Origin of the sequence: Endozoicomonas sp. ALD040, from assembly GCF_049275945.1 — a bacterium.
Lineage (GTDB): Bacteria > Pseudomonadota > Gammaproteobacteria > Pseudomonadales > Endozoicomonadaceae > Endozoicomonas_A.
This window is the reverse complement of record NZ_CP184829.1, coordinates 1,097,951-1,120,376: the sequence shown is the minus strand read 5'-3', so window position 1 is coordinate 1,120,376 and position 22,426 is coordinate 1,097,951. Positions and strand designations below refer to the sequence as shown.

At 49.5% G+C, this 22,426-nt stretch carries 18 protein-coding genes; 2 read left to right on the top strand and 16 right to left on the bottom strand.

The genetic code is table 11. The annotated features are described in order from the left end of the window. Window positions 1-6 precede the first annotated feature (6 nt). From ACOJUN_RS03915 to ACOJUN_RS03885, 7 genes are all read right to left on the bottom strand, one after another. The gene (locus tag ACOJUN_RS03915; RefSeq protein WP_422135362.1) at window positions 7-162 is read right to left on the bottom strand and encodes a hypothetical protein; all 156 of its coding nucleotides are present in this window, start codon (window positions 160-162) and stop codon (window positions 7-9) included. A gap of 30 nt (window positions 163-192) precedes the next feature. Further along, window positions 193-369: a hypothetical protein gene (locus ACOJUN_RS03910; RefSeq protein WP_422135361.1), complete on the bottom strand. Its 177-nt coding sequence runs from the start codon at window positions 367-369 to the stop codon at window positions 193-195. 30 nt (window positions 370-399) lie between these two features. Then, window positions 400-1,551 (bottom strand): hypothetical protein, encoded by a 1,152-nt coding sequence (locus ACOJUN_RS03905; protein WP_422135360.1) that lies wholly within the window; start codon window positions 1,549-1,551, stop codon window positions 400-402. Between the two features lie 30 nt (window positions 1,552-1,581). Further along, window positions 1,582-1,800, bottom strand: coding sequence for a hypothetical protein (locus ACOJUN_RS03900; protein ID WP_422135359.1), 219 nt, complete (start codon window positions 1,798-1,800; stop codon window positions 1,582-1,584). 30 nt (window positions 1,801-1,830) lie between these two features. After that, window positions 1,831-2,295: a hypothetical protein gene (locus ACOJUN_RS03895; RefSeq protein WP_422135358.1), complete on the bottom strand. Its 465-nt coding sequence runs from the start codon at window positions 2,293-2,295 to the stop codon at window positions 1,831-1,833. Then, the gene (locus ACOJUN_RS03890; RefSeq protein ID WP_422135357.1) at window positions 2,292-2,582 is read right to left on the bottom strand and encodes a GIY-YIG nuclease family protein; all 291 of its coding nucleotides are present in this window, start codon (window positions 2,580-2,582) and stop codon (window positions 2,292-2,294) included. Before ACOJUN_RS03890 ends, ACOJUN_RS03895 begins: the two co-directional genes overlap by 4 nt. 189 nt (window positions 2,583-2,771) lie before the next feature. Beyond that, window positions 2,772-10,469, bottom strand: a complete 7,698-nt coding sequence (locus ACOJUN_RS03885; RefSeq protein WP_422135356.1) for an AAA family ATPase — start codon at window positions 10,467-10,469, stop codon at window positions 2,772-2,774. Window positions 10,470-10,808: 339 nt separating this feature from the next. On the opposite strand from ACOJUN_RS03885, the gene ACOJUN_RS03880 reads away from it, so the two are divergent. Then, window positions 10,809-11,087: a CopG family ribbon-helix-helix protein gene (locus tag ACOJUN_RS03880; RefSeq protein WP_422135355.1), complete on the top strand. Its 279-nt coding sequence runs from the start codon at window positions 10,809-10,811 to the stop codon at window positions 11,085-11,087. After that, a complete protein-coding gene (locus tag ACOJUN_RS03875) occupies window positions 11,084-11,377 on the top strand; it encodes a type II toxin-antitoxin system RelE/ParE family toxin (protein WP_422135354.1) in 294 nt (97 codons plus the stop codon). The genes ACOJUN_RS03880 and ACOJUN_RS03875 overlap by 4 nt, the downstream gene beginning before the upstream one ends. Window positions 11,378-11,473: 96 nt before the next feature. Here the strand turns inward: ACOJUN_RS03875 and ACOJUN_RS03870 are convergent, their stop codons facing one another. From ACOJUN_RS03870 to ACOJUN_RS03830, 9 genes are all read right to left on the bottom strand, one after another. Then, the gene (locus tag ACOJUN_RS03870) at window positions 11,474-11,812 is read right to left on the bottom strand and encodes a hypothetical protein (RefSeq protein ID WP_422135353.1); all 339 of its coding nucleotides are present in this window, start codon (window positions 11,810-11,812) and stop codon (window positions 11,474-11,476) included. A 209-nt stretch (window positions 11,813-12,021) separates the two neighbouring features. Continuing rightward, the gene (locus tag ACOJUN_RS03865) at window positions 12,022-12,798 is read right to left on the bottom strand and encodes a M48 family metallopeptidase (protein ID WP_422135352.1); all 777 of its coding nucleotides are present in this window, start codon (window positions 12,796-12,798) and stop codon (window positions 12,022-12,024) included. Beyond that, a complete protein-coding gene (locus ACOJUN_RS03860) occupies window positions 12,798-16,130 on the bottom strand; it encodes a type I restriction endonuclease subunit R (RefSeq protein ID WP_422135351.1) in 3,333 nt (1,110 codons plus the stop codon). The genes ACOJUN_RS03865 and ACOJUN_RS03860 overlap by 1 nt, the downstream gene beginning before the upstream one ends. Further along, window positions 16,123-16,764: a hypothetical protein gene (locus ACOJUN_RS03855; protein ID WP_422135350.1), complete on the bottom strand. Its 642-nt coding sequence runs from the start codon at window positions 16,762-16,764 to the stop codon at window positions 16,123-16,125. Before ACOJUN_RS03855 ends, ACOJUN_RS03860 begins: the two co-directional genes overlap by 8 nt. Continuing rightward, entirely contained in the window at window positions 16,751-18,127 is a 1,377-nt protein-coding gene (locus tag ACOJUN_RS03850; RefSeq protein ID WP_422135349.1) for an AAA family ATPase, read from the bottom strand. Before ACOJUN_RS03850 ends, ACOJUN_RS03855 begins: the two co-directional genes overlap by 14 nt. After that, on the bottom strand, window positions 18,127-19,197 hold the full coding sequence (locus ACOJUN_RS03845; RefSeq protein WP_422135348.1) for a PDDEXK nuclease domain-containing protein: 1,071 nt from the start codon (window positions 19,195-19,197) through the stop codon (window positions 18,127-18,129). Before ACOJUN_RS03845 ends, ACOJUN_RS03850 begins: the two co-directional genes overlap by 1 nt. Further along, entirely contained in the window at window positions 19,197-20,441 is a 1,245-nt protein-coding gene (locus ACOJUN_RS03840) for a restriction endonuclease subunit S (RefSeq protein ID WP_422135347.1), read from the bottom strand. Before ACOJUN_RS03840 ends, ACOJUN_RS03845 begins: the two co-directional genes overlap by 1 nt. Next, window positions 20,431-20,907: a DUF1016 N-terminal domain-containing protein gene (locus ACOJUN_RS03835; protein WP_422135346.1), complete on the bottom strand. Its 477-nt coding sequence runs from the start codon at window positions 20,905-20,907 to the stop codon at window positions 20,431-20,433. The genes ACOJUN_RS03840 and ACOJUN_RS03835 overlap by 11 nt, the downstream gene beginning before the upstream one ends. Then, window positions 20,900-22,414 (bottom strand): type I restriction-modification system subunit M, encoded by a 1,515-nt coding sequence (locus ACOJUN_RS03830; RefSeq protein WP_422135345.1) that lies wholly within the window; start codon window positions 22,412-22,414, stop codon window positions 20,900-20,902. The genes ACOJUN_RS03835 and ACOJUN_RS03830 overlap by 8 nt, the downstream gene beginning before the upstream one ends. Between the last annotated feature and the right edge of the window lie 12 nt (window positions 22,415-22,426).

Below are 22,426 nucleotides of genomic sequence, written 5' to 3'. Positions count from 1 at the left end.
ACAAGGTCAGGGAGTCACCGGGCAGTATGGTTCTGGTGGTGAGTCAGTTTGGATTCCCGCCTTCGCGGGAATTACGGGAGTGAAGCTGGGAATGACGGGAGTGAAGACGGGAAAGAGTATGTGGTCGTCATTCCCGCGAAGGCGGGAATCCAGCGCCAACATAGGGTCACCGACTTCTCCGGCATGACAAGGTCAGGGAGTCACCGGGCAGTATGGTTCTGGTGGTGAGTCAGTTTGGATTCCCGCCTTCGCGGGAATTACGGGAGTGAAGCTGGGAATGACGGGAGTGAAGCTGGGAATGACGGGAGTGAAGACGGGAAAGAGTATGTGGTCGTCATTCCCGCGAAGGCGGGAATCCAGCGCCAACATAGGGTCACCGACTTCTCCGGCATGACAAGGTCAGGGAGTCACCGGGCAGTATGGTTCTGGTGGTGAGTCAGTTTGGATTCCCGCCTTCGCGGGAATGACGGGAGTGAAGCTGGGAATGACGGGAGTGAAGATGGGAATGACGGGAGTGAAGCTGGGAATGACGGGAGTGAAGCTGGGAATGACGGGAGTGAAGCTGGGAGTGACGGGAGTGAAGACGGGAAAGAGTATGTGGTCGTCATTCCCGCGAAGGCGGGAATCCAGCGCCAACATAGGGTCACCGACTTCTCCGGCATGACAAGGCCAGGGAGTCACCGGGCAGTATGGTTCTGGTGGTGAGTCAGTTTGGATTCCCGCCTTCGCGGGAATGACGGGAGTGAAGACGGGAATGACGGGAGTGAAGCTGGGAATGACGGGAGTGAAGATGGGAATGACGGGAGTGAAGAAGGGAATGACGGGAGTGAAGACGGGAAAGAGTATGTGGTCGTCATTCCCGCGAAGGCGGGAATCCAGCGCCAACATAGGGTCACCGACTTCTCCGGCATGACAAGGCCAGGGAGTCACCGGGCAGTATGGTTCTGGTGGTGAGTCAGTTTGGATTCCCGCCTTCGCGGGAATGACGGGAGTGAAGCTGGGAATGACGGGAGTGAAGCTGGGAATGACGGGAGTGAAGACGGGAAAGAGTATGTGGTCGTCATTCCCGCGAAGGCGGGAATCCAGCGCCAACATAGGGTCACCGACTTCTCCGGCATGACAAGGCCAGGGAGTCACCGGGCAGTATGGTTCTGGTGGTGAGTCAGTTTGGATTCCCGCCTTCGCGGGAATGACGGGAGTGAAGCTGGGAATGACGGGAGTGAAGCTGGGAATGACGGGAGTGAAGATGGGAATGACGGGAGTGAAGCTGGGAGTGACGGGAGTGAAGACGGGAAAGAGTATGTGGTCGTCATTCCCGCGAAGGCGGGAATCCAGGGCCAACATAGGGTCACCGACTTCTCCGGTATGACAAGGCCAGGGAGGCACCGGGCAGTATGGTTCTGGTGGTGAGTCAGTTTGGATTCCCGCCTTCGCGGGAATGACGGGAGTGAAGCTGGGAATGACGGGAGTGAAGAAGGGAATGACGGGAGTGAAGACGGGAAAGAGTATGTGGTCGTCATTCCCGCGAAGGCGGGAATCCAGCGCCAACATAGGGTCACCGACTTCTCCGGCATGACAAGGTCAGGGAGTCACCGGGCAGTATGGTTCTGGTGGTGAGTCAGTTTGGATTCCCGCCTTCGCGGGAATGACGGGAGTGAAGCTGGGAATGACGGGAGTGAAGCTGGGAATGACGGGAGTGAAGATGGGAATGACGGGAGTGAAGATGGGAATGACGGGAGTGAAGACGGGAAAGAGTATGTGGTCGTCATTCCCGCGAAGGCGGGAATCCAGCGCCAACATAGGGTCACCGACTTCTCCGGCATGACAAGGTCAGGGAGTCACCGGGCAGTATGGTTCTGGTGGTGAGTCAGTTTGGATTCCCGCCTTCGCGGGAATGACGGGAGTGAAGCTGGGAATGACGGGAGTGAAGAAGGGAATGACGGGAGTGAAGACGGGAAAGAGTATGTGGTCGTCATTCCCGCGAAGGCGGGAATCCAGCGCCAACATAGGGTCACCGACTTCTCCGGCATGACAAGGCCAGGGAGGCACCGGGCAGTATGGTTCTGGTGGTGAGTCAGTTTGGATTCCCGCCTTCGCGGGAATGACGGGAGTGAAGCTGGGAATGACGGGAGTGAAGCTGGGAATGACGGGAGTGAAGACGGGAATGACGGGAGTGAAGACGGGAATGACGGGAGTGAAGACGGGAATGACGGGAGTGAAGACGGGAATGACGGGAGTGAAGCTGGGAATAGTGGAGGTAAAACTCGGGGGGGGGGGGATTTTGCAAGCGGTCACTGAATATTATCCCACAGGTCATTCCATTGTAGGTTTTCTTTTTCAATCAAATTAATCTTCCACTGGCGATTCCATTTCTTCAGCTGTTTTTCGCGGATAATGGCCGACTCCATCGTTTCATGCTGCTCAAAGTAAACCAGCTTGTGAACGCTATATTCTGCTGTAAAACCAGGAGCCAGGTTGTTTTTGTGTTGCCATATCCTCTGAATCAGGTGACTGGTTACACCAATATACAGTGTTCCATTTCTCTTGCTGGCAAGTATGTAAACGCAAGGCTGCTTAAGCATTGATACTCCTTCGATCGTCATTCTCTCAAAGGCGGGAACCATTCAGCTTGAGTTAATAAGCTTGCAGTTATACCTGCTGGCGAGTGCTCACTCTCCCTTTTATATCAAGATTCGTTACGAAATTGTCTCTCACAGAGTTTGCAGGGCTACCCGAAACCATTAAAGGAAATCACCGGTCTCGAAAACTCATCACGATCCGGCTACTACCTGGTCACTCAATGCGTCACAAAGCGAATTCAAATTCACGCTGTGCAAAAACTCTTCGGCGATGGTGCTCATCTCATCGGATTTGAGTACCAGTGCGTTATTGGCGTTGTGTGCCTGACGCAAGTAGTTATCCTTAACAGATTCCTGAAACTCGGAAGAGCTCTTTATTTCAAGCATCATGGCATGCAGCTCTTCTGGTGAGGATGGGGCATGAGCGCCATAGCTGTGTTTTTGCCAGCCCTCCACATCAGCATCGGCCCAGCAATAGGTTAAGCAACCGCCTTTCGAGTGTGTCAATCCATAGAGATAATGACTGAAGGCCTGCTGAATCGCTTTCCTGCAGTTGTCTCGTAAATTTCCCACAAGAACATTCTCCCTGAGTGAAAGCTTAAGGGTTTCCAGAATGGCTTCGTACCTGCTTAGGATAACAGACCTTTTTTTCTGATATTCTTCTTCCAGAGTTCGATCTCGCAGACGATCCGGGACTTTGTTGCGATCTCTTAGCAACGCTGCAAGAGTGTTTTGGAGTTGCTTTTCTGTTGCCTGCACTTGATTGAGTCTTTCCAATAAATGCTTCAGGTCTGGACGGTTCTCAGCGAGTTGTTGTAACAGGGCATCGACCTTTTCATTTAACAGTGTATCGTCCCAGGAATTGCCCCAGGAAGGCTGCCCCAAGATAATCACCGGACGATGATTCGCCTTGCCCGAGATTGACTTCACAAAGGCAGGATGGCGCAGCAGCATCCGATCTATACATGGAACGCCCTCAGGTTCGTCCGTCCAGTCTTTTTTTACAGATGAGCTGATAATTTGATCTTCCAGAGATCGTGAAAAACCATCATGACAATGAGAGACCAGCGAGGTCCTGACTTTTCCCCACCGGGGGTTTTCATAAGCCCGCTGCCATAGCCCGCAATTTTTTTCTCTGGACAGAAATACCCTATAGAACTTTTTCAGGCATTGGTCGGCTGCAACCTTCATTTCATCGATACCTTGCAGACGCACTAATAGCTCATGGTGCTCACGGAAATCTGCATGATTTCTAAAAAAGGTCGGCACACTATCCAGCCAACCCGATGTCAAAGCCTTTTGGGCAAAGTCAATAACCGGGGGCCTGGTCAGGTCACTGTTTATCAGAATTTTCACCATTGAAAACAACCAATGTATAGGGTTTTCTTTGCCCTGAACAATCATTTTTGAGTGCAATATCCTGAGTGGTTCAGTGACCTGGTCTTCATCACTGTCAGACAAGATTTGTTTGACTGCCTCCGACATCGGTCTTCTGTAGGTATTTAAATCCCTGTCAGACACAAGACCGACCAGACCTTTCTCTTCAAAGCTCAATGCTTCTGTCTCCAGCGACTCCAGGATTAAGACACCCATGGAAAAACCGGTTAAATCTTTTCTGTTCCAAAGGTTCACTACCATTTTGGCAATGCTTAGATGGGCTGCAGGCAATTCACAGCCTGTCTCAAGAGCTTTGTCCAGTTCTTCAGGACTTATGCCACAGGCTTTGGCCAGGGTTTGCTGTTGTGCCAGATCAGCACTCTTCATAAGACCCTGCAGGAGATTGCTTTTCTTCTTTAACTCAGTGCCAGAACCAGAGAACCTTTTGATGGGCTGGAAGTCAGGCAGAATTTCTGTTATTACGCCAGGCCTCCCGCCCAAATCCGCTGACGTCCAGGTTTGGCCGCTATCCGTGGAATACTCTGCAAAGGCGTGGACATTGTTAACCATTTGTCGGCATGGAATCCCAAAATAACGACAAAAAGCAATAAAAACAGGTACACGATGACGACAGCTCCCCTGCCGCCGGGTTACGAGGAAGTGAAAGAAATTTTGATTGTGCCCGGGTGCAGCAGCGCCGGAAAACTCTGTGCAATAGTCCTTGATTGCCTTAATCCGTTCCGTCGTGTCTTTGGCTGTTTTTATTCTTAGCAGGGGCTCCTGTATTTCGGTTGGTTGCAGGCTAATGTTCTCAAGCACTCCTTTCATTACTGCCTTCATACCTGCGGAACAGAGGGCGTCAAGACGGTTTGATGCGTTTGATCGGACTTCTTCGGTAGAAGTTTTTTTGTCTGGTTTTCGGGATTCTACGACATAAGCAAATCGAATACTCTGGTTGGCTCTGGCCCCCGGAACAAACACTGTATGAAGCCCGGTATATCGGTCTCTGACCAGGGTAAATGGCAATTCGGGTGTTATGCGCAGGGCCACTATATAGTCATCAGGCTTCAGGCTGGGCAAGGTATAGCGACCATTCCTCGGTGAACAGTCAAAGGTCCCCAGCGTTTGTTTGCTGGCTAATGTCACTGGCTGCTCATGTTCTGGTAAGAGGGCAGGTATGATGACTTCGGCCCCCTGTATGTGTCTGTCATTGATGCTGATCGCTTCGACTTCGCCCTCAGGAGACACATAAATATCTTCTGCCCACCATCGATACAGCTCGATAGAAGGGTAATTCTGATGAAAAATTATATAATCGATATGCCGTAACTCACCCAGGTTCTTATAGTCAGTGATATGGTCCAATGTCGGAGTCTGAGCTACAAGGGCTTGCGGATTGCATTTTTCAGGCGCTTTATTTGCAGGCTGTGGCTCATGGTTCGGTCTCTGACCCAATGCCGGAGCCTGTACCTCGTGGACTTGTGGCATGTCTTCTGCGGGAGCCTTATCACCGCCAACAGCTGATGCCTGGTTGCTAAAATCGTCAGTCAAATGATTCAGCAGAGCACTGATCTGAAGCCAGAACCCGGGCCAACATTGAACTTCATCGTCTTTCCACGCGCTTATCCGCTGATCAGCCGCCTGAAGATAAGGCTGGTTAGCTGTCATTTTCAGCGTTTGTTTCTCTTCTGCCGTCAGGGGAAATACGCTGGCAGCGTCAACGCCCGTCTGGTCAAACAGACGGTCGAACCAGCATCGCTGCCAGTGTCGGTACAGTGCCCGGGTGAGAATATCGTCGGACTCATTCGGCTTCAGGGAAAGACCAGATGCCTGCCACCTGACCTGAGCCACCCTCGTAATGATTTCCTTTTTGGTTTGCTCTACAGAAAGATCAGTGTTGATACAAATTTCATGGTTTGTTTCATCAATACTGTTGCGATCGCTGCCTCGTATCAACCACGGGCGATCGATCCTGGGGACCTTTTCGTTGAACCATTGGCAAAGTCCGGAATCAAGCTCATTTTTACCCATGGCAAGCGTTGCTGACCTGGGCAGTTTGTCCAGTGATAGGTTGGCGGCCATCAGATAAAGCCGGTAGTGCTGATTGAGGCATTGATGAACGGCTTTTTCGGTATAATCGCCTCCTCTCTTAACAGCCATGGCGACATTCTGTAAATCGCGACTGGTCGGCTGTAACGGCAGGTTTTTCCGTTGCAGGCAGGCCCTTAAAAGACAATGTTTTTCTGTTAGCTTTTTAGCGACGAATTTCCCTTTTGAGGACTCTGGCAACACTTTCCCGGCAATGTTCTGCAATTCTGCCGAGTTATACTGGCGGATCGGCAAATGTCGAAAACGCCCTTTGAGCGCCGGTGATAAGGGTTTTCGTCCGCTGTATTCTGGCGGGTTGATGGTGGCGAACAGGTGGAAGCCCGGATGAGCATCGCCGGCCAGAATATCGTTCAACTCACCTTCCAGGTGCTGGCTGTCGATCAGGTTCATTTCTGAAATCACCACGATGCCGCCTTCGACTTTTGCTTTCTGGATCGCTTCACACACTTTATCCCAGGAACAATCACAGGCATTCAGGAGAAATATCTCTGGCATGGTTTCTCCCTTTTTCTCAGCCTGCTGTTTGACACTGTTGATCATCAGATTCAGCGTCGCATCCTTACCCCGCCCGGCCGGGCCCTGAATCAGCGTCGCCTGACGGCCGCCGTGTTTTATCTCGCGATGATTAGCCTGCTGACAGCGACTTAAATCCTGTCCCAGCCCTTGTACCAGCTCAATGACTGCTGATCCGGAGGTATCAAACTCAGGTCGGAATTCTTTGGTGAATGCTTCGAAGTCCCGCTGAATATCTGGCAAGGTGTGGTTATGAACTTTGTCGCGCAGGGTGTTGTCCAGTGGGTAACGGGCGGCAAACCAGATTTCCAGTGCCGAAAGGGCATCCTGTTGAGTCTCGCTGATTTCGGGACCCAGTAGATCCCGGAAACTTTGCCGGATCAAACTGTTCATTTGCTCACAGCTAACACTCTCTCCTTCGGATAACGCACGATCCAGATACCAGCCCACCCAACTGCAGATATCGGTTAAATCCCTGGGGGTAAACTCATGCTCGGGCAACAGCTCCTGATAATATTGCCACAGTGCCATCACGCTCCCGGTAGCATCGGGTAGAATTTTGTTTATTTGAGGTCCTGTCAGATGCCGTTGTAACTGATTGACCAGCGCCGGTTCCACCACTCTGTCCCGAAGGAAAGCCTGGTCCAGACGTGGGTAGTAAGCTCTGGGCAGTTTCTCCTTCAGCGCCTGGTCAAGCTGGCGTCCGGAGTAATGATCCGGGTTGCCGGTCAGGATTACCCGGTGTTTTGCGCTGACTTTGACAGGATGAGCATTCACATAAATGCAGGGTTCCGGTTCCCACAAGCCGTTCAATGACGCCAGCAATCCGGCTTTGGCCAGGTTAGCCTCATCCAGCACCAGGGTTATATAGTTTCCTCCAACATAGCCTTCATCTTTGTCGGATTCGGTATTGGCCCATTCCATCAATGCCCGGTTTTGCTGCACCATAGAGCGGTCGCCATCGGCGTGCTCTTGCCACTGCCAGCGTTTCATCAGGGTCTGCTCGCTGTCAGAAGGTCCAAGGGAAATGACCCTGGCCTGTCCTGAAGCCTTTGCCATTTTGGCGGAAAAGTAGCTTTTCCCGGTGCCGGTTTCCCCTTCAAGAAAGATAACGGGAGAGTCTGCAAGACGGTCATGGAGTCGGGATAATCGACGACTTTCACGATCCTTCTGACCTGTCTCGCCGTGATAAAGATCATGGGCCATTGCTGACAGGGATTGATCAGTGGAACCCGGCCATTGCATTGATTGAGACAGTCGTTTTTCTATGCGTTCAATGCGTTCTGCGACGGGATTCTCTGTGACATATTCTCCCCTGGCAATGTGGAAACAATCGCTGGCAAGAGCCTGAATAACATCGGATCGGGTCTGACCTGATGGAAGCTTTAGCTGCCAGCCAGAAGCCAGTGCATCCTGTAAACGTTTGATCTGTCTTGATGGCCTGATGGCTAACGCTGGACATTGCCTTGTTGCCTCCGGAGGGACTTGCAACTGGTACGCTATTGCCTGTCGCTGTGCTTCAGGCCCATGGGCCACGATCAGGGCACAGAGCCTGTTGAACACTTCTTTTTTATCCCACGTAAAAAATGGTTTTTCATAGGACAGATAAAATGTTTCATTAAATGCAGCCGGGTCAAAGGCTCTGGTCAGTGACCACAGGTTCCGCGTCACAAACGCTCTATCCAACTGCCGGGTACTGTTGATGATGGCCGCTAACTGATCCGGGTCTGCTGTGGCAGCCTGATCCTCATCCGGTAGTAACTCCCTGCAAGCCCATTTCATAAAATCACGTACTGACGGATTCTGCCGGGTGCCATGGGTGATGACACTATTGATAGCCTTGCGCCAGTGGCGGGGTAAAAGCTGCAGGGAGTGGTCAACCTGCTGTGCTCGTCGGGCGGCCAGTATCAGGTTATGCAACAACCCTTCGGTCATTTCAGGCAGAGGGTTAGATAGTTTGTCTGGCACGGTTGCAAACGCTCCGTAAAGCTTATCAAGCGCTTGCTCTGGCAGCTGGGACCGGGGGATATTATGCTGGTCGGCATTGATATCCCAGAGATCGATTTCGGGGCAGGGTTTACCCGTGGCAAGCTTCGAACGAAAGACTGGCGATGGGCTTTTGGCAGACTCAGGCCAGAGCAGGGTGATATGGGCCTGCGGGTAGGCCTGTAATTGGCCATTCACCAGCAGAGGCTGTCCTGCAAACAGAGGTTCCAGCAGCTGCTGAAGGGTTGGATTACTTTCGAGTCCCAGGAATACCACCGGCCTGCCAGCGGTTAATGCTTTCTGCAACCCACTCTCACGTTGTCCAAAATGGGCCTTTTGCTCCGAGGTGATATGGATATTATCAAACAGCTGGCTGAAGCCGGTCTGTTCATTGATCTGGACGACCAGAGCTGTCCCACAGTGACGGTTGATCCAATGACTGGCCTGGGCAGGTTGTCGATATGTGACTGCCTCAAAAGCATTGTGGTCTCTGATTTTTTTCTGTAACTGAGGGCTTTCGGACAAAGGGCCCTCATCGTTTTTTGCTAATCCCAGGGCTTCCGGCTGCTGTTGCGAATGAGCCACCTGAAGTCGCGGCTCCAGGCCGCTTGTCTCACGAATAGTCTTACGAATTGTCCGCAGTGAACCCAGCAAACGAAACCAGGCTGCCTCAGTGAGGGGAGAGGTTAGGGTGACTGTCCCACCCGCCTGAACCTGTTCCAACAGACGGGTGTTAGGCACGGCATAGCCTGCCGGGGTAATGGCAATCGGGCTCAGCCAATCGTTGAGGTTACTCTGGTTAATGATGATCGGATTTTCTGATGAATGATCAGAGCAGGACAGACTTTGGAACAGTGAATGAAGCTCGTCCTTCTCTACCGGCATCTGATAAAACTGAACATCGTCGGGTAATGAACAGATCTTCCCATTGCTCTCAAAGCATTGTTGCGCCAGCATTTGCCGAATCGTCTGTTCAAAGGCCAGGTCCTGCCAGTCGGCCCCTTTCAGAATCACCCGTTGTCCAGCCCTTAATGACTCAAGCCTGCCGGGGATGTGCCGGATTCGTCCCTGTTGATCCACCCCGGGGCCACCCAGCAGCAACTGCCGCCAGTTGCTGTGTAAGTGACAGTCAATTAGAAGGGTATTGTCGTCGTCCATAGCGCTTTCGGCAGAAGGGAGTTCAGCCAATACCGGAGGAACCGCGTCGATTTTCATCGATGGCTCATTGCTGGTTTTTGCGTCAAATTGCCAGGTATTGTCTGGTCGATTAATTCGTCGCCAGAAGTCAGCTCCCGGTGCGTCGTCACGCTGGCCTACCGATGCCAACTGTTCAGGACCTGCCACGACCAATAGAGAAACATGCTCGCCCAGAGTGCGTTTCGTCTGGCTGACTGCGTCATACAAACAAGGGTTATCCGGGTCCAGAAGATCGTTAAATTTAGGCAGTTCATCGCTGGTGAGCTTTCGGATATCCATTATCAGGGTGAATGGCTTTGAACCTTCAAACAACTTGCCTGAACCCAGAGTGTGGCGACCATCGTCGGAAATGCACAACCGGTTCACCAGGCTGGCCTGTGAGAGGTCATCGGGGTGGGAAATAAGTGTGACATCGCGATGCGCATCGCAGGTTTGGGCAACCAAAAGCTGTCGAACCTCATTATCATTGGCGACAAAACGAAAATCGAAGGCATGAGGGGACTTTTGACGCGGGGAATCCGTTGAGGATACGGCTCTCGCCTTGTCAGTGGGCATAACCTGAGATGACGATAGATTAAGTTGGTCACTGAAATCAGTGCAAACAGCTTTAACCGTAGGCGATAAGTCCAAATCCAGCCTTGGCCTCTTGGCTGGCACGTCACTACCCGGAACGGGTTTGTTGATTTCTCTACCAATCTGACCATCCATAATCAATCTTTCTCCCGGAGGACTGCTTGAAGTTGTTTAATCGTTTGACCTTCAGACAGGAGAAAAGTTCTATTTGGAGGGTTACCCGAAACCAGTAAAGGAAATCACTGGTCTCGAAAAATGCATTATGACCAAACAATTAACAAGTATTCAGTGACTCACAAAGCGAATTCAAATTCACACTGTGCAAAAACTCTTGGCAATTTTTGTCAGCTCACGGGGTTTGAGCATCAGGGTGTTGCTGGCGTTTTAAACCTGCTTTAAAAGACGTCAAAAATTGCGTTCATGGTAAATACATAATATATACTTTGTTAGTATCAAACAAAGTGAGAGTTGCCCATGTCAAAACAATCTGTTTTCACCATGAAAATTGATTCTGAGCTCAGAGCTGATTTCATTGCAGAAAGCGAGGCTATTCACCGGCCTGCATCGCAGGTAGTCAGGGAGCTAATGAGAGAATTTATTGAACGTCAAAAAAAAGCTCGCGAATATGATGAATACTTGCAAGCCAAGGTAAATGCAGGAAGAAAGTCCATGAATGCCGGTAATGGTCGGGATAATCATGAAGTTGAAGCGGAATTTGCAGCGCTTCGCGCAAACGCAGCAAATCGTTCATGAGAGTAATTTGGACACCTGAAGCCAGTCAAGACCGTATGGATATTTGGGATTACTTGGTTGCTAAAAACTCGCAAGCGGCGATAGATATGGATGAACGATTCAGTGAAGCCGCCGAAATTCTGGGCACTCATCCGATGTCTGGCCATCGGGGGAAAATATCAGGGACACGTGAACTGATCCCGCATGAGCACTATCGGCTTGTTTATGAAATAGCGGCTGATACAGTCTGGGTACTGGCATTGGTACATACTTCCAGACTGTGGCAATCCGACAATGGTGGCTGTACTTGACATCCTCCCCGCCGTAAAGAGGGTGTCGCAAAACTCTCTACAGCTTGGGAACGAGGTGATCTCAAAACATCCGCCGCACGATTTACTCCGAAAGTGTCAACTTGCAGCCATCCCGTTCCCTCGCTCTGAGGCTGTCGCAAAACTCTGGTTCCCGCCTTCACCCCCGTCATTCCCAACTTCATTCTCGTCATTCCCGATTTCATTCCCGTCATTCCCGATTTCATTCTCGTCATTCCCGATTTCATTCCCGTCATTCCCGATTTCATTCCCGTCATTCCCGCGAAGGCGGGAATCCAGCGCCAAAGGTGGATCTCTGCCTTCTCGGGGATGACAAGGCCAGGGGGACACCGGGCAGTATGGTTCTGGTGGAGAGTCAGTGTGGATTCCCGCCTTCGCGGGAATGACGAGAATGAAGCCGGCAATGACGGGAGTCAACGCGTTCCCACGCCGGAGAGAGTTTTGCAACACCCTCGCTTCTGCGTGGGAATGCATACCTCCCCTGAAAAGCCTACTCTGCAGCGCGAGATGGGTATGGGTTCCTGCGCTGGGACCCAAAGGCCTGAAAGCATGGGAGCCAGAGTTTTGCGACAGCCTCCCAAAGTACGTGGTTTTGCGCTTATTCGATAATCACCGCAAAAAATAGTTCATTCGTTCAAGTACAATTCAGCCATCCCATCCAGACGACTTTTGACTTCTTTCCAGTGCGGCATAACTTGTTTCAGTAAACGCCAGAAGCGCTCACTGTGGTTATGTTCAGCAATATGGCACAGCTCATGGAGTACGACATAATCAATGCATTCCTTTGGGGCTTTCACCAGATGAGGGTTGAGTAGTAGTGAACCTTTTGCAGAGCAGCTACCCCATTGTTTCTGCATCTTCATAATGCGGAAACCGGGGATGTTTGTGACCCATGTAGCTTGAGGCAGCAAGTGGTTTAAGCGCTCCTGAAAAATGATCTCCGCCCGGTATTTATACCAGTCTTGAAGCAGCCCTTTGACTAGCTTGCCTTTATTGCTACCAAACCGTGGCAGTGTGACCAGCAGCTTTCCTCGATCCATCTTTACAGAAGCCGTTGACTCTTTATCTTCCACTACTTTCAGTACATAACGTTTGCCGAGGTAAAAGGTCATTTCGCCACTGATATACTGTTTGTCCTGCACGAACTTTTGATGACTTCTGAACTCTATCAGGGCATTCCATATCCATTTTGAACGTTTAAGGACCGCCTCATGAATGTCGGAGTTCACCGCATCATCAGGGGCAGTGACTAGCACCTGGCAGTCGGGGTGAACACGGATACTGATCTTTCGTTTCTTTCCCTCAGGGTGAGGCTTTCTGACAACCTCATAGGATACAGCTTCATCTCCATAGACAAAGCTGTACTCTTCCCTGGAACGTTCATCGGAACAGACGGATGCCATTATTTGTTAAGTCCTGACAAACCTGACCGTGTGATTTGCACGACATCCGTAATCAATGCCTGAGCCTTATCAATCCCGATATCACCAAACAGCAGTGGCAGAAGGCCAATAGTAATTTGGTTCTCGATTTCCTGTGGGTTAATGCTGAACTCGGCAACAGACTTCCTGACCACTTCATCAATTTTCAATGCATGCTCAAAGCACTGAGCTTCCGATGGTGTATCTTGACCGTCAGGAGGTAGTTGTTCACCCAGGTGCTTCAGAAACAACCCGTAATACGCCTGAACCTGCTGCCTGATCTGGGGTTCCAGAGATTCAAACCGATCTGCTGGAATGCTTGCAACTCTACGCTCTTTCACCTGCTGCTCAAAGTCAGCAAAGATCAGGTACTGCTTCACCGGAGCGTCGAACATAGCCTTGGTTTGCTGAATGGCTTTCTTAAGCAGTTTGGAGAAATACTCCTGTGCATACGGGTCATCAGCCAGATCCTGATCAATCATCTTGCTAATGCGGCCAGTAATCTTATCTTTCTGGTTCCGGGCTTCGTCGTCGGACATTTCCTCAGGCTTGGCGCTTTTGCCCATGTTGCCAACCAGATAAACGCCCTCAGACTCCCTGACTTCAACGCCGCCAATATGCTTATCCAGCAATGCTCGGATATTGTCTGTGTAGTCATCGTAATCGACGGTTTCTTCGGCATCCTCCCGCACTTGCTTACGCAGTTGCGACATCATCTTCAGCGTATCTTTGTAATGCTGGCGGGTAGTGGTATAGGTCCCGGGAAATAGCAGGTCAAAACTTTTGTCTTCAAAGTAAGTGGCAGATTGCAGTGCAACCTTCATGCAGTTGGCAAATGCGGTGAGTGCCGTATAAAAATCATCCCGTTTTTTCAGATGGGTATCCGTAAGCTGTCCATCAACGGTGTCAATCCTGGGAGTCAGTGCTTGTCGTAAAGCCTGTCCATCCTGCTTGTTCTTGACGCTATCGAAAATAGCCCACAGATCAGCATACAAGCTCGGTAGCTTTTTATATTCGGTGTCCATGCGGTTATAGAGACCTTTCAGATCATCTATATCAAATCCGCTCTGAGTGCGTTCCGCCAGATTTTGGTACTTTTCAATGGTGGCATCCAGCTCTTTGAGAATACCCCTGTAGTCGATCAGATATCCAAACTGCTTTTTGCTATGAAGGCGGTTAACCCTTGCGATGGCTTGAATCAGGTTGTGTTGCTTCAGCGGCTTGTCGACATAGAGCACCGTGTTTTTTGGCTCATCAAAACCCGTGAGGAGCTTATCCACCACAATCATAATGTCTGGCCCATCTTCCTCACCAAACTCTGCAATGATTTTCTTGGTATAGGCTTTCTCATCCTGACTGCCAACGGTTTCTTTCCACCAGTTCTGCACCAGATCGGTACTTTCCTGATCAACACAGTCGTGCCCCTCACGGGTATCCGGTGGTGACATGGCAACAACAGAAGTGACCTTGCCAATCTCATCCAGCAATCTTTTGTATTGAATGGCTGAAGCCTTGGAGTCGCAGGCAAGCTGGCCTTTTAACCCCTGCTGCTTAAAGTTTTGGAAGTGGTCGGAAATATCATGGGCAATCAACTCAATCCGACCTTCAGTCTGATAAATCTGCCCCTTTTGAGCAAATTTCTTTTTCAGGTCTGAACGTTGTTTTTCGGTCAGCTTCTCGGTGATTCGATCAAACCACGCATCAATGGCTTTATCATTGGTAGAAAGTTCAGGAATACGCTCTTCATACAACAATGGTGTTACAGTGCCATCTTCTACTGCCTGCTGCATGGTGTAAGAGTGGATGATCCTGCCGAACTTATTTTCAGTTTTGTCATCTTGCAGCAAAGGTGTGCCAGTGAAGGCAATATACGCCGCCTTGGGTAAGGTTTGCTGCATGCGGATATTGTTTTCACCATTCTGGCTCCGGTGCCCTTCATCAACCAGCACAATGATATCCGGGCTGTCGTTGTAGCAATCCGGTAGTTTGATGGCTGTCCCGAACTTATCAATGATGGAGAAAATGATTCGCTCATTGCCCTTACCAATTTGTTCGGCCAGCCGCTTGCCAGTGGTTGCCATGGCATCTTTTTTATCTTTGCCGGAGAGAGCACCGCCAGAGGCAAAAGTACGGGCAAGCTGATCTTCCAAATCAACCCGATCTGTTACCACCACAACCCGACACTTCGCCAGTTCAGGCAACCAGATCAGTGCTTTGGACAGAAAGACCATGGTGAAGGACTTACCAGAGCCTGTGGTATGCCAGATCACACCACCATTACGTGCTCCCCGTCGTTCACCCGGTAAAGAGTCATCAAAGGTGGTAATGCGTTTGACCAGCGCTTTAATAGCAAATACTTGCTGGTAACGGGCAACAATCTTGCCTGCTTTTTTATCGAACAGGGTAAACAGCCGGGTGAGTTCTAACAGCCGGTCTGGGCGCAGCATGGAAATCAATAAACGGTCTTGGTCAGTTACTACCAGGTCGCCACCGGAAGTCAGAGAAAGAAATTCAGTCTTTACCTTCTCTGGTCTGTGGGCAAACAAGGCTTTAATCTGAACTTCTGACAGAGGCTTGTTTTTCAATTGAGCAAACTCTGCCTCAGGGATCTCTTCCTCTTTCCACTTCGCCCAAAATTTTGCCGGTGTGCCGCAGGTGCCATAAAGTCCATCGCTGCCATTGATAGACAGTAATAACTGGCTGTATGCAAACAGGTGTGGAATTTCACCCACCTTTTGGTTGCGAATATTCTGCGAAATCCCTTCTGCAACCGTCGGTTTGCCAGTAGTCGAAGCATCGGGGCGTTTCGCTTCAATCACCACCCATGGCAAACCATTGACGAAACAGACAATATCTGGAATTCGCTTGCCTGTACCTTGACTGTTCTCAACGTCTAGTTCTTCAGTGAAGTGGTAAACGTTATTTTCCGGGTGCTCCCAGTCAATAATCTGAATGGTTGGGTTGGCTTTTTTACCCTCTATGAATTCAGTAACACCGATGCCGTAGGTCAGGGCGTTATAGAGCTTCTCATTGGCGGCTCTCAACCCTTCGTTCATGGCTGGGTTGGAAAGTTCCTGTACGATTTTGTCGATAGCGGCTGGGGAAAGTGGGTGCTCTTTTCCCATAAAACAAAATGTTTTTTTGGCCAAAATACCACGAAGTACCGATGGCAAAGTGACCGCAGAGAGGCTGCCACGCTGCGACAGGCACACTTTTGGGGGGATAAACTCATAACCCAGGTTACTGAGCAGGGACAGAGCAGGGATTTTTGCGCTTTGCTCTTCCTTGAAGTTGGGCAAAATAATATCAGTCATTACTAATCCATTGCCGCAAAATATTGATCGTTACAGGAGCAAATGCTTCAAGTTTTCCATCTACAGGAACAGAAAGCTCATCAATGAGTATTTCTATCAACTCGTTATCATCCAGACCTTCGCCAGGATTAACGCTATTTGTTAACAAGAGTGTCTGTACTAATTGCTTACGTTTTTCTATTAAGCTGCGGTTATTTCTCTCGGTATCACCAAGGTTTAAAACTCTTATTGTCTCTACTGCCTGTTGAGTCTTTCCAACTACACGACCACTGAGCTTGAAAACCAAATCTGTCTCACATTCTGGCATGAAGGGTGTCAGAGGCAATGGCTGTGAGCCGTGTGCAGCGTCACATTGGTCAGGGTTTGTACAGCTGGCAACAATGTTTGTGAAATCCAGACTGCGATGAGGTGCAATTCTTCGAGCCTCCACATGTTCATTTATGGTGTCCCGATTTTTCCCGGATACGGCTTGGCAGCAGTAAGCACAAAGGTAGTATTGTTCCTCTGCACATGCCGCCTTGATAGCCTGCCGTTCAACCTCTGACAGATCTTTATAAATACCTTTTGGGTTTCTCTGCTTCCATTTGGTAAGAAGTTCAGGCTCAACCCCCGGAGTTTTACTAACCCTTCGCACTACGCAACTCCTGTTTACGGAGCATCAGCCTGGCTTTGGCAAGCTCCAGATTGCTCTCAGGGAGGTCGTCCTCCAGCACCTCTAATAGTTGATTTGCCAGTTTAAAATCCGAGTCATGTATTGCATCAAGTAGATCATTGAGCTTGATATTCACCGCTTCATTTCTGATATCGGTATCCATGATGTCAAGCAAAACAGTATTCGCATCTTCACCGTACAGTGGTGGGAGCTGCTTTAACTCGTCATCCTTAATCAAGTATGTCAAAACGTCTTTACTATCACTGATGACCAGAGGTGAATGGGTAGTCAGGACAAACTGACAAGCAGGGAATGTCTCAGAGAGTTGATTTATTAAGGTGCGTTGCCATTTTGGGTGCAGGTGCATATCAACTTCATCAATAAGCACAATCCCTTCGCCTTCCAAAGGATTCGCCAAGTCCGGGTTCATTACAGCTAACCTTCGGGCAATGTCTCCTATCAGAGCCATAAGAGACTTCTCCCCCTGTGAAAGTTGGGCAACATTATAAGTGTCGCCGGACTTATCTACAGACATATGAAGCCTTGGCTTACGCTTGACCCGCAAATTTGAAAACTCAGGCATGAATTTGTAGATCGCCGTGCGGACTGCATTCAGTTGTCTATCCCTGGTTGAAGCTTTTAGTGCAGTAAGCCGCTCCCAGGTATCTTCATCTTCACCCAACAATGAACGAATATTCTGCAGGACTTCATCAGAAACCCCGGATTCATTTTCACTGTCCTCGCGTTCCCTATACCATTCAAAGAAACGCCTGAAATCTACGCCCTGACTCAGTGACTTGTCGTAGCCATCAAGCTGAAAAAAGGTGTGCTTATCCTTTATTTTGAGCGGGATATCCAAAACAACCCGTTCGACTGAATAAAAGGCGATCAAAGGTAAGCTGGTGTTTTCAAACCTGGAAAGCAACGTCCGGTAATGGTCTGCCAGTGCTTTAGCACCGGAATACTCACTTTTAAACTCACTCTTGCGACCTTTTCGTGACCTCGCAACTCGCCATGAAAAACAGTTTACTTCACAGGATTCAATTTCCCCATCTTCTGACCGACCATCGATGTGATGAAAAATATCGATATCCATGGCAGCGCCATTTTGATCGTTTTTTATGACGAGTTCAGGTATTGGATTACCCGCGCTTTTATCACTTTGTATGCGTGAAACCAGCCAGCTTAGAGAGGTAGCCAGAGAGCGTAAAATCGAGGTTTTACCGGAGCCGTTATTGCCAACAAATACTGTGACATTGCTTCGCAGGTTGCCCAATGGGGCGAGCATGATCTCAAGCTCAGAAAAACGCCCGACATTGTGCAATGTCAGTTTTTTAACCTCCATTAGTCTGCTCCCTGTTCATTGCTATTGGCTTCCACCTTAACCCTGCGTTTGCCGGTTAACAACTGTTGCCGCTGCAGCTCCAGTTGCAGGCGCAGCTCCTCTTCACTGGGCAACTCCAGCTTGTACTTGGAAGCAAACAGTTGCTGACTGTCGTTCAGCACAGAATATTTGGCGACAGTGTGACTGCCTTCGGAGCAGAGAATCAGGCCAATGGTGGGGTTATCATCCCCACGGCGTTTTTTCTCTTCATACATGCGCACATACATGTCCATTTGCCCCACATCCTGATGGGTGAGCCTGTGCATTTTCAGGTCGATCAGAAGGAAGCACTTGAGATGGAAGTTGTAAAACACCAGATCGATAAAATAATCGCCATCGTCTGTGCTGATGCGTTGCTGCCTCTCGACAAATGCAAAACCCTTGCCCAGCTCCAGCAGGAATTTTTGCAGACTGTTGATCAACTCCTGCTCAAGCTCATTTTCCTGAACTGAACCAGCAGGCAGGTTGAGGAAATCCAGAATATAGGGGTCACGCAGGTAGTCCTGCGGTGTGTCTTGCAGAACCGAGGTCTTTTGCTCGGCTTCTGCCAGTACAGGCTGCAAACCGTGCTTTCCGTGCTGGGTCGCCAGCAGGCGCTCGTAGTACAGTGTCCCCATCTGGCGCTCAAGGGCACGGGCGCTCCAGCATTGCTCTGCAGCTTCCTTCATATACCACTGGCGAGCCCGTTCATTTTCGATGCGTGTCAGTGCTCGGTAGTGGGTCCATGACAATTCGAGACGCAGTGCGTCTCGTTTTGGAAAACAGAGGTAAAATGCCCGCATTTTTCGCAGATTGGTGAGATCAAACCCCTTGCCAAACTCCCGGCTGAGGCTTTCGGAGAGCTTTTTTAATACCTTTTTGCCGTAAGCCGCACGGGTTTCGCCCTGCTGTTCATCCTCAACAATCAGGCGACCAATTTCCCAGTAGGTCTGCACCATGGCGGCATTGACCACCGTCACCACCCGCTGGCGACCTTGGGTCAGCAGCTTACGGATATTGTTAAGCAGCTTGTCGTGCTGGCTTTCGCTCATCAGGCGGCCTCCTGTGTTTCCACTTTTACCCGGCGCTTGCCCGTTAGCAATTGTTGCATCAGAGATTTTTTCTCTTGTTTGAGATTGGCAAGTTTTGTTTGCAGATGTTCTAGCTCACTATCAGCAGAACTGAGTACAGTCGCAATTTTTTTCTGCTCATTTAGATCAGATGGAAAAAAAATTTTGACCTTCTTCAGCTCACTTGACTTTATGCCCTTTGCCGTGGAGCCTGATGAGCGAAGGTCAATCAGTCGCTGCCCTTTCTCGGATAGAAGAAAATACAACAAAAAATCTGAGTTAATTTTTTGGTTGACTCTTAAAGTCACCGTTCTCTGTCCTACGCCATATACACCCGTTTCTGGGTAGCGGCATGCCATTCCTAACGGTGCTTCAGTAGTAAAGAGAATATCCCCTGCCTGAGGGGTGCCTCTCTTCATCCATGAGTCAAACGAGTTCTCATCAATATATTCTTGGCTTGCAAAATCCAGATAACCCATCCGGACATTCTTGGCAGTAATAAGTGGGATGCCTTTGTTAGCTTTTGGGACAGACTGTCCACGATAATCAATTATTCTTTCGAGCAGGGAACTTAATGCTTCGATTTCCCACTCTTCCTCAAAACCCGAAAAGCGTTTTTTTCCAGTCAACAACTGCTGCATCAGGGCTTTTTTCTGCTGCTTACTGACCTCAATCAGCTTTTCTGTGGTTGCAATGGCTTTATCCCAAGTGCCAAGGATTTTCGCTATTTTGCGCTGTTCTGCAAGTGGGGGGATGGCAATTTTTAACCCTAAAAATTCACCTTTTGTGATGTTTTTCATCGAACCACTTGTACCTGTAGCTAGATTCGACAACACATATCGAGAATGGTCTGAAGCCAAGATGTAACTGAGCCATTTCATACAAACATTTTGTTCGGGTTCAATCTGCCACAGCTTGTCTGGGAGAAAGAGATCAAGATAGTCTTCCTCTACATATGCACTCGCACCTACCAATTCTTCGGTATTGCTGCGACTAATGACGATTTGTCCTTTTCGAGGGTGAGTCTTAGCTCTCTTCAATTCAGAGTTTGAAATAATAGCTTTGACCGCATTGGGATCAAACCGGCCATAAGAAACTGCACTTACTTTCAGTACGCCTTTCTCAGTACCTTTCAGAGCACGGTCTTCCCCGTTGACACTTACGCCTGATTCTAAGCCTTGAATCAAATCACCAACACGACCATCAATCCATCCTTTAGGAAGCATATCCCAACTCCTTCAGGTACTCAGCCATTTCCGCTTCCAGATCAGCCAGTTCAGTTGCACCAAAAAGCGATTGTGCAACGGTGCGTTGCACAATTTCGAAGTCAGGCCAGCTGGCGGCAAATTTTGCCATATATTTCAAGTTCCTGGGGCTGAATCCGGACAGCGCAGGCAGTTGTTTTTTCAGATCCTGGGACAGGCGATCAATGACCTTTGCTCCCCAGCCAGCCTCCTGTTGTTTGGTTAAAATCTTTTGTCCCAGATGCCAGTACAGGAGAATTTGCTCCACATTGACTTTTTGCAGGGCTGTCATTCTTCGGCTGGCAATGGTTTCAACCATCAGGGCCAGAAATTCGGGATAATCACCAGGCAGGTTGCTCAGGGTCTCACCCACAGGAAAGCAAACACCTTCACGTTTGGGGTCCACTCGCTGCTTGCGTTTGCCTTGCTTATTACCCTTATCACTCATACCCAAGCTCCTCCAGGTAACCCTGCATTTCTTTTTCTAAACCTGCCAGCTCCAGCTGTAACTCCAAACGTTCAGCGCGCACCGTCATCAAGTCAATCTCCTCTTCCTCTTCAAAGGTATCCACATAGCGGGGAATATTCAGGTTGTAATCGTTCTCCTGAATCTCTTCCAAGGTAGCGAGGTAGGCGTATTTATCTACTGTCAGACGATCCTGATAGGTATCTACAATCTTCTGGATATTTTCAGGAGTAAGCTGATTCTGGTTCTTGCCAGACTTAAACTCACGAGAAGCATCAATAAATAGAACTTTGTCGTCAGTTTTCTGTTTCTTGAATATAAGAATGGCAGCAGGAATTCCAGTTCCAAAGAACAGCTTCTCTGGCAGGCCTATCACGGTATCCAGCAGGTTCTCATCAATCAGTTGCTTACGGATTTTCCCTTCAGACGATGCCCGAAACAAAACGCCGTGAGGCACAACCACACCCATGCGGCCCGTTTGTGGTTTCAGGGTTTCAATCATATGGCTGATAAAGGCGTAATCACCTTTGGTTTTTGGTGGAATACCCCGGCGGAAACGGCCAAAGGGATCGTGCTCAGCATCATCATGCCCCCACTTATCAAGGGAGAATGGTGGATTGGCAGTCACCACATCAAAGTGCAGCAGACCTCCGTTTTGGTCCTGTAATTTGGGGTTGCGGATGGTGTCGCCCCATTCAATACGATGATTATCTTCCCCATGGAGAAACATATTCATCTTTGCCAGAGACCATGTAGAACCAATGGCTTCCTGACCAAACAGAGCGTATTTTTTGGAGCCGTTGTAGTTCTTCTGGATTTGCTTGCCGCACTTCATCAGCAGAGATCCAGAACCACAGGCAGGGTCACAGATCTGGTCGCCTTCTTCAGGCTCCAGCAAGATGGATAAAAGATCAGATACTTCAGGTGGGGTATAGAACTCACCGGCAGATTTACCACTACCCGCTGCAAAGTGCTTAATGAGGTATTCGTAGGCGTTACCAATCACATCCAATGAACCCACACGGCTTGGTCTGAGATTGAGGGTTTCTTTGCCAAAATCTTCCAGCAGGTGACGCAGAATATCGTTTTTCTGCTTTTCATCGCCCAGCTTGTCGGTATTGAAGCTGATGTCCTGAAACACGTTTTTCAGCTTTGTGCCGTTGGCTTCCTCAATGGCATGGAGTGCCTGGTCGATACGGCTACCGTTACCTGCCTCATGACGTTTAGCGTAAAGATCCCAGAAGGTGCAGCCAGCAGGGATTTTGAAAGACTGGCTCGCCAACATCGCATCAACCATCGCCTGGTTGCCAGCAAACTGGGTGGACAGCTCATCGAGCCTGTCTTGGTGTACGTCTGAGATGTACTTCAGGAACAACATCGTCAGGATGAAATCTTTATAAATGGAAGGGTCAACCGTGCCTCGGAAAGTGTCGCAGGCTTTCCACACTGTATTGTTGATTTCCTGCTGGTTAATGGGAGTGTTTGGCATATCTGCTCTCAA